We start from the raw sequence: 7,745 nt of genomic DNA on the forward strand, positions 1-7,745 counted from the left end.
CCCAGCGCCGCGCGCTGGCCCAGCAGGCAGCCGCCCGCCGCCAGCCCCCACAGCCACCCCGGCACGCTGGCGCCGGGGACCGCATCCCACAGCCCCACCAGCGGCAACGCGGCAAAGGCAAGCGCGGCGACGGGCGAGGTCTGCCCCCTCACCCGGCGGGTTGGCGGATGGCGTTGGACAGCCCGCCGTCGACCACCAGCGCAGCACCGGTGATGTAGCCCGCCCGGTCGGAGGCGAGGAACGTCGCGGCATGGGCCACGTCCCACGCACTGCCCATCCGGCCCAGCGGGCATTGCGCGTGGCGGCGCGCGCGCATCTCGGCCTCGGACAGCCCGCCATAGGCGTTGGCGAGCGTGACGCCGATGCGCGGCGTGTCGATCAGGCCTGCGACGATGGCGTTGACGCGGATGCCGTCGGGCGCGACCTCGGAGGCCAGCAGGCGGGCGAACTGGATCGCGGCGGCCTTGGTGGTGCCATAGGCGAGGTGCGGATACCCCACATCCCGCACCCCCGCGATCGAGGAGGTGACAAGGATCACCCCCCGCCCGCGCGCCCGCATCCCCGGCAGCACCGCCTGTGCGGCCACATGCAGCGCGGTCAGGTTGGCATCGGCGATGCGGCGCCACTCCGCCGGGGTGGTGTCGGCCGACGGCCCCGAGCGGCCCAGCCCGACGTTGCAGTGCAGGATGTCGATGCGGTCCTCGGCGGCCTCCACCTGGCCCAGCATCTCGGTCAGGGCGGCGTCGTCGCACACATCGACGACGGCGGGGGTGGCAAAGCCCCCCTCCAGGGCGATGGCGGCGACGGTCTCGGTGGCGGCATCGGCGTCACGGTCGGCGGCGACGACGCGGGCGCCGTGGCGGGCGAAATCCATCGCGATGGCGCGGCCGATGCCGATCCCCTCGGCGATGGAGCCCGCACCCAGCACCACGGCCACGCGGTCCCTCAGTTCCATGTCGATCACGACCCTTCCAGCCTTGCCAGGGTGCGGCGCGCGCGCAGGGTGCGCATCTCGCGCCGGATCCCGATGAACAGCGACACCCCCGTCAGCACGATGAAGATCCAGCAGATCGGGCTGCGGAAGAACACACTCATGTCCTGCGCGATCAGGAACGTCCGGCGCAGGTTGTCCTCGAACAGCGGGCCCAGGATGAACCCCATCAGGAACGGCGCGGCGGACATGTTGATGCGCAGCATCAGGTATCCAAGCGCCCCGAACACCACCATCACCAGTACATCAAACATCTGTGCCTGCACCGCGAATGTGCCAAAGACGCAAAACAGCAGCACCAGCGGCATCAGGATGTGGCGCGGAATGTCCACAATTCGTATAACGTAACGTATCGCGAGGCTCCCCGCCACAAAAAGGACCACCGAGCTGAGCATTATGCCCGCAAAAAGAGCATAGATGATGTCGAGGTTCTGCTGGAACATCATCGGCCCCGGCGCCAGCCCGTGCAGCATGAACGCCCCCAGGATCACCGCCGTCACCACATCGCCCGGAATGCCCAGCGACAGCAGCGGGATCATGGTGGCGCCCGCGACGCCGTTGTTGCCCGATTCCGCGGCCGCGACGCCCTCGATCTCGCCCTTGCCAAAGGTTTCCGGGTGGCGCGAGGACCGCTTCGCCTCGCCATAGGACAGGAAGGCCGCCGCCGTGGCGCCCGCGCCGGGGATGGTGCCGATGATCACCCCGATGAAGCTGCCGCGCACGATGGAGACGAGGGAGCGCTTGAACTCCGCCATCGTCACGCGGCTGGCATCGGCGGCGCGCACGGCAAACGGCGCGCCCCGGCGGACGTAGAAATCAATCACCTCCGGCAGGGCGAACAGCCCGATCAGCAGCGGGATATACCCCACCCCCCCCATCAGGTTGAAGTTGTCGAAGGTGAACCGCTGCGAGCCCTGCACCAGATCCAGCCCCACGGTGGACACCAGCAGCCCCAGCGCCCCGGAAATCAGCCCCTTGGCCAGCGAGGACCCCGCGATCGCGATCACCACCGTCAGCGAGAAACAGATCAGCCAGAAGAACTCCGGCGGGCCGAACGCCAGCGCCAGCCCCGCGATCATCCCGGCAAAGAAGATCAGCGCGATGTTGGACAGGAAATCCGCGATGCACGAGGCGTAAAGCGCCATCTTCATCGCCTTGCCGGCCTTGCCCTGCTGGGCCAGCGGATAGCCGTCCAGAAGCGTCGCCGCCGCCGCCGGCGTGCCCGGAGCGCGCAGAAGGATCGCCGTGATGGAGCCGCCGAAGACGCCACCCTTGTAGACCCCCACCAGCAAAAGGATCGCCGTCACCGGCGCCATCGCGAACGTCAGCGGCAGCGCCAGCGCCACCGCCATCGTCGCCGTCAGCCCCGGAATGGCGCCGACCACCACCCCCAGCAGCACCCCGCCCGAGATCGCCAGCACATTGTCCAGCCCCCAGAACAGCGTCAGCCCGGCCGCGATATCGCTCCACATCGGCTACCTCCTCTCCAGCAGGGGCCCGGCGGGCATCGGCACATGGAACACCTCGGTGAACAGCAGATAGACCAGCACCGGCACCACCACGCCGACGGCGCCCAGCATCCAGATCCGGCGCTCGCCGCCCACCAGCAGCAGCGCGATGGTGGCCACGACGGCCAGCGGCGCCATCCCCACCCGCTCGGGCAGCACAACCCAGCCCGCCAGCACCGCCAGCAGCGCCGCAAGCCGCAGCGGCCAGCGCGGGCGCAGCGCGGCGGCCTCGGCGTCGGGCGGCAGGGGGGGCGGTCCGATCACGCTCATCACCGCGATGGCGGCGGCAAATACGAACACCATCCCCACCAGCACATAGGGAAAGAACCGCGGCGACAGCGGCAGATGCGCCACCGAGGCCGGCACCCGCACCCCCGCGGGGATCACCACGAAGGCCATCACCACCGCGAACACCATCATCAGGACGGCAAAGACCGCGTCCTGGCGGCGCTGGCGCAGCCGCAGGCGGTCCCGCGCGGCGTGGTCGTGTGTTTCCATGGCGAACCCCCTCCCCCTTGGCGGACGCTGCGGTCCGGTTGCGGCCGCGCCCTGCTGCGGCGCGGGTCGATCGTGGTGGGCGACCTTGCGCCGGGCCATCCGGGACCGGCGCAAGGGTCGTGGGCCCCGCGCCGACCCTGGGGTCGGCGCAGCCGTCCTGCTCGCGGGCCGACCCGAGGGGCGGCGCATGAGTCCTGGTCGCTGGCCGACCCGAGAGCCGGCACAGGTGTCGCAGGTCCGCGTCGACCCGGGGGTCGGCACAGAAGTCGCAGGCCCGCGCCGACCCGAGGGTCGGCACAGGAGTCGCAAGTCCGCGCCGACCCTCGGGTCGGCGCGGGGGGTCTCCTCAATCGACGGTGACGCCCGCGGCCTCGACCACGGTGGCCCAGCTGGCAAGCTCGGCCTCCACATGCGCCGCCAGATCCTCGGGGGTGCCGCCCTCGATCATGCCGCCGCGCTCGGTGATCTGGCGGATCAGATCCTCATCCTCCAGCGCCTCCAGGATGGCCGACGACAGGGTCTGCGTGACCTCCTCGCTGATGCCCGCGGGGGCGAACAGCGCGAACCACGACGTGGCCGAGAACGCCTCCAGCCCCTCGATCCCCAGCTCGGAGATCGCGGGCACGTCGGGCAGCATCTCGGAACGCTCGGGCGTGGTCACCCCCAGCGCCCGCAGCGCGCCCGACTGGATGTGCGTGATCGCCGACGGCAGGTTGTCGAACATCACGTCCACATCCCCCGAGATCAGCGCCGGAACCGCCTCGCCCGAGCCGCGGAAGGGGACATGCGTCATCTCGATGCCGGTCATGAACTTGAACATCTCGCCCGACAGATGGATCGAGCTGCCGGTGCCGGACGAGCCGAAGGTCTTGGACCGCTCGCGCGCGCCGTCGATGAACTCCTGCACGGTGGTGTAGGGGCTGTCGGCGTTGACGACCATCACGTTGGGAATGGACATCAGCCAGGTCAGCGGCTGGAAATCCGCGACCGGGTCATATTGCAGGTTTTCATACACCGCAGGCGCGATCCCGTGCGACGACACCTGGCCCATGAACAGCGTGTAGCCGTCGGGGCGCGCGTTCGCGGCCTGGGTGGTGCCCAGCGTGGCGCCCGCGCCGGGGCGGTTTTCCACCGTCACCGTCTGGCCCAGGATCGGACCCAGCTTGTCGGCGACCTGCCGGGCCAGGATGTCGGTCGCACCGCCCGCCGAATACGGCACGATGATCGAGATGCGGCGGTCGGGGAACGCCTCGGCGGCGACGGGCGCAAGCGCGCCCAGCACGCCAGCGACGGCGCCGGTGGCCACGAGTTTCCGGATGGTCATGGTGGGTCTCCTCCCTGAAGTGATGCGGACCCCCGTGCCGGGGGGCCGCGCGGGTCATGCGGCGCCGATGGTCATGCCGCCGCAGACATAAAGGACCTGCCCGGTGACGAATCCGGCCTGGTCGGATGCAAGAAAGCCCACCGCCGCGGCCACGTCCTCGGGGGTGCCGAGGCGCTTCACCGGCACGCCGTCGATGATGGCCTGCGTGCGGGGATCGCCGGGCGGGTTGACCGCCTGGAACAGCGCGGTGTTGATCGGGCCGGGGCCGACGGCGTTGACGGTGATGCCGTGGCGGCCCAGCTCCAGCGCCCAGGTGCGGGTCATGCCGTGCAGCCCGGCCTTGGAGGCGGCATAGGCCGTGCGCAGCTCCTTGCCCAGGGCCGCGCGGCTGGAGATCGACACGATGCGCCCCATGCCCGCGGCCTTCATCGCCGGCAGCACCGCCTGGGCACAGATCACCGGCGCGCGCAGGTTGACGGCCTGCACCTGGGCGAAATCCTCCAGGTCGGTGTCCTCCAGCGCGGCGGGCGCGACGATGCCCGCGTTGTTGACCAGCCGGGTGACGCGCCGCCCGGCCAGCGCGCCGTCCAGCGCACAGCGCAGCGCCTCGGCGTCGGACAGGTCGACCTGCACGAACTCGCTCAGCGCGTCATGTTCGGGGGGCACGCGGTCGGCCACGATCACCCGCAGCCCGTCGGCCGTCAGGCGCCGGGCGATGGCCGCGCCGATGTTGCGCGCTCCCCCCGTGACCAGCGCGTAATCCCCCGCCATCAGCGCCCCCCCGACGGGCCGTCGGCGTCGAACGGAATCGCGCGGTCCACCAGATCCCAGATGAACCGGCCCGAGGGGCGGCTGGCTTCCTCGGCAATGTGGGCCACCAGACCGGCGGCGCGCGAGATCACGGCGAACCCGCGCATCAGCGGCACGGGGATGTCCATGTCGCCCAGCAGCGCCGCCGTGGCGCCGGTGGCGTTGATGGTGATGTGGCGCCCGGCGGCGGCGTCCACGGCCTGCGCCAGGGTGTGCAGCGCGGCGATGTGGCCGCCCTGCAGGCCCTCGCGCGCGCCGATCTCCAGCAGCTTCAGCGCGCGGGGATCGTCGGGGCGGTGCAGGTGGTGGCCGAAGCCTGGCATCCGGCGTCCGGCGGCGCGGTGCTCGGCCACGATCTCGCGCGCAAGCGCGGGTCGGTCGGCCTCCGGCACCGCGACCAGACGGGCCAGCAGGCGGGCGTTGTTCTCGATGGTGCCGACGAACTGGCTGCCGACCGCCATCAGGCCGGCGGCGACCGCGCCCTGCAGGTTCTCCGGCGCGCTCATGTAGACCGAGCGGGTGGCGATGGCCGACGGTGTCAGCCCGTGCTCCATCATGGTGATGAGGATGGCGTTCATCACCCGCACCTCATGCGCGGCCACGTCACGGCCCAGGATGTGCGACATCATCAGCGAGACGAAATCCCCGCCCCCCTCCATCAGGTCGCCCACAAGGTTGCGGTCGCGATAGAAGATCTCCGTCTCGGTGTAGCGGCACAGCGCGGTGGTGGGGGTGGTCATGGGGGTCAGCCCTCCGTTGTGGCGCGGGCGGTGAAGTCGGCCACCAGCACGTCCTTTTGCAACTTGCCGATCTGGTTGCGCGGCATGGCGTCGTAGAAGGTCACGGTCTTGGGGGTGCGCACCGGCCCTGCGCGGTCGCGCACGAAGCCGATGATGTCGCGCGCCAGCCCGTCGCCCGCGGCATGGCCCGGGCGCAGTTGCACGGCCGCGTGGACCGCCTCGCCCCACTTGTCGTCGGGCACGCCGAAGACGGCGCAATCGGCCACCGCCGGATGCGCGCCGATGGCCGGTTCGACATCCGCCGGATACACGTTGAAGCCCCCGGTGATGATCATGTCCTTGGCCCGGCCGCGGATGAAGACAAAGCCCTCGTCGTCGATGAAGCCCAGATCGCCGGTGTGCAGCCAGCCGCCGCGCAGGGTCTTCGCGGTCACGTCGGGCTGGTCCCAGTAGCCGGTCATCACCAGATCGCCCGCGATGACGATCTCGCCCGTCTCACCCGGCGGCACGGCGCGGCCGTCGGGGTCCAGCACGGCGACCTCCGACAGCATGGTCTCGCGCCCGACGGAGGCGCGCTTGTCGTCGCGCAGCATCTCGGCCGCGGAGATCATCGTGGCGATCTGCGGCGCCTCGGTCTGGCCATAGGTCGATCCGATCACGGGGCCGAAGATCGACTGCGCGCGGGCGATTTCCTCAGGGCGCATGGGGCCCGCGCCATAGACGATGGTGCGCAGGTGCGGATAATCCCCCGCAACGCCCGGCTGCTGCATCAGCATGTACAGCACCGTGGGCGGCAGGAAGGTCGTGGTGATGGCCGCGTTGCGCAGCGCGTCCAGCGTCTGTTCGGTGGTGGGGCGGTCCATCAGCACCAGCGTGCCGCCCGTCGCCAGAGTCGGCAGGATATAGGTCGAGGTGCCGTGCGTGATCGGCGCCCCGGCCAGATAGCGATCCCCCGGCGCCAGCCCCCAGGCCGCGATCTGCGTCACGATGTTGGTGTTCCACGCGCGATAGGGCTGCATCACCCCCTTGGGCCGGCCGGTGGTGCCGCCGGTGAACTTGATCGCCTGCGTGGCATCGCCGGCCAGGCGGTGGGCCACCGGCGCGCCCCCGTCATGCGCCGCGATCAGGCCCGCGACGGTGTCCGGGCCGGTGCCCTCGGCCACGATCACCCGCGCCCCGTCGATGGCCAGCGCGTCGCGCAACTCCGGCGTGGTGATGACGATCGACGCGCGGGTGAATGCGGCGGCGCGCGCCAGTTCGTCCTGCGGGTTGCGCGGGTACAGCGGCACCCACACCTTGCCCGCCGCCAGCACCGCCAGCCACGCCGTCAGATGCGCCAGGTCGTTGCCGCAGCAGATCGCCACCCGCGATCCCGGCGCGGGGTCGATGGCCTGCAACCCCGCCGCCAGCGCGCCCACCCGCGCCGCCAGCGCGCGATAGCTGAGCGTGCGTGCGCCGCATTCCACGGCGATGGCGTCCGGCCAGCGGCGGACGGCGCGTTCAAAGACTCGGATCGGCTGCAACGGGGGTCCTCCGGTCTGACAGGTTCAGCTCGGCCAGGGCCGCGCGGATGACGTCGCAGATCTCGGCCCGCCGCTCGGGGCGCAGCCGCGACGAGATCGCCGCCACCGAAATCGCCGCGACCGGCAGCGCCTGCGCCCCCGCGCGCGGGTCGTGGACCGGCACGCCGATGGCGCCCACCCCCTCGATGACCTGAGAATCGTTGAAGGCGTGGCCCTCGGCGCGGGCGCGCACCACGCCCGCGCGCACCCGGTCCGCCGTCAGCCGGCCATACCGGCCATAGATGCCGCAAAACGCGTCGATGACATGTCCCGCGTCCGGGTCCCCCGCCAGCAGCGCGAGGCTGCCCGCCC

At 71.2% G+C, this 7,745-nt stretch carries 8 protein-coding genes; all 8 read right to left on the minus strand.

The window, feature by feature from the left end:
- Positions 1-148: 148 nt before the first annotated feature.
- Entirely contained in the window at positions 149-955 is an 807-nt protein-coding gene (locus tag CCR87_RS05235; RefSeq protein ID WP_201156510.1) for an SDR family NAD(P)-dependent oxidoreductase, read from the minus strand.
- 5 nt (positions 956-960) lie between these two features.
- Positions 961-2,463 carry a tripartite tricarboxylate transporter permease gene (locus CCR87_RS05240; RefSeq protein ID WP_201156511.1) on the minus strand — a complete coding sequence of 501 codons (1,503 nt, stop codon included), beginning with the start codon at positions 2,461-2,463 and terminating at the stop codon, positions 961-963.
- A gap of 3 nt (positions 2,464-2,466) precedes the next feature.
- A complete protein-coding gene (locus tag CCR87_RS05245; protein WP_201156512.1) occupies positions 2,467-2,997 on the minus strand; it encodes a tripartite tricarboxylate transporter TctB family protein in 531 nt (176 codons plus the stop codon).
- Between the two features lie 346 nt (positions 2,998-3,343).
- Positions 3,344-4,321 carry a Bug family tripartite tricarboxylate transporter substrate binding protein gene (locus CCR87_RS05250; protein ID WP_201156513.1) on the minus strand — a complete coding sequence of 326 codons (978 nt, stop codon included), beginning with the start codon at positions 4,319-4,321 and terminating at the stop codon, positions 3,344-3,346.
- 54 nt (positions 4,322-4,375) lie between these two features.
- On the minus strand, positions 4,376-5,092 hold the full coding sequence (locus CCR87_RS05255; RefSeq protein WP_201156514.1) for an SDR family NAD(P)-dependent oxidoreductase: 717 nt from the start codon (positions 5,090-5,092) through the stop codon (positions 4,376-4,378).
- Positions 5,092-5,871 carry a citryl-CoA lyase gene (locus CCR87_RS05260; protein ID WP_201156515.1) on the minus strand — a complete coding sequence of 260 codons (780 nt, stop codon included), beginning with the start codon at positions 5,869-5,871 and terminating at the stop codon, positions 5,092-5,094. The genes CCR87_RS05255 and CCR87_RS05260 overlap by 1 nt, the downstream gene beginning before the upstream one ends.
- Before the next feature lie 5 nt (positions 5,872-5,876).
- Positions 5,877-7,394, minus strand: coding sequence for a class I adenylate-forming enzyme family protein (locus tag CCR87_RS05265; protein ID WP_201156516.1), 1,518 nt, complete (start codon positions 7,392-7,394; stop codon positions 5,877-5,879).
- Positions 7,372-7,745, minus strand: a 374-nt coding sequence (locus tag CCR87_RS05270; protein ID WP_274609746.1) for an IclR family transcriptional regulator domain-containing protein, incomplete at its 5' end; no start/stop codon positions are given. The genes CCR87_RS05265 and CCR87_RS05270, both read right to left, overlap by 23 nt.

The organism is Rhodobaculum claviforme, assembly GCF_016653255.1.
Lineage (GTDB): Bacteria > Pseudomonadota > Alphaproteobacteria > Rhodobacterales > Rhodobacteraceae > Rhodobaculum > Rhodobaculum claviforme.

Coding starts and splice junctions, on each gene's coding strand:
- CCR87_RS05235 (WP_201156510.1), bottom strand. CDS start 955: ATGGAACTGAGGGACCGCGTGGCCGTGGTGCTGGGTGCGGGCTCCATC.
- CCR87_RS05240 (WP_201156511.1), bottom strand. CDS start 2,463: ATGTGGAGCGATATCGCGGCCGGGCTGACGCTGTTCTGGGGGCTGGAC.
- CCR87_RS05245 (WP_201156512.1), bottom strand. CDS start 2,997: ATGGAAACACACGACCACGCCGCGCGGGACCGCCTGCGGCTGCGCCAG.
- CCR87_RS05250 (WP_201156513.1), bottom strand. CDS start 4,321: ATGACCATCCGGAAACTCGTGGCCACCGGCGCCGTCGCTGGCGTGCTG.
- CCR87_RS05255 (WP_201156514.1), bottom strand. CDS start 5,092: ATGGCGGGGGATTACGCGCTGGTCACGGGGGGAGCGCGCAACATCGGC.
- CCR87_RS05260 (WP_201156515.1), bottom strand. CDS start 5,871: ATGACCACCCCCACCACCGCGCTGTGCCGCTACACCGAGACGGAGATC.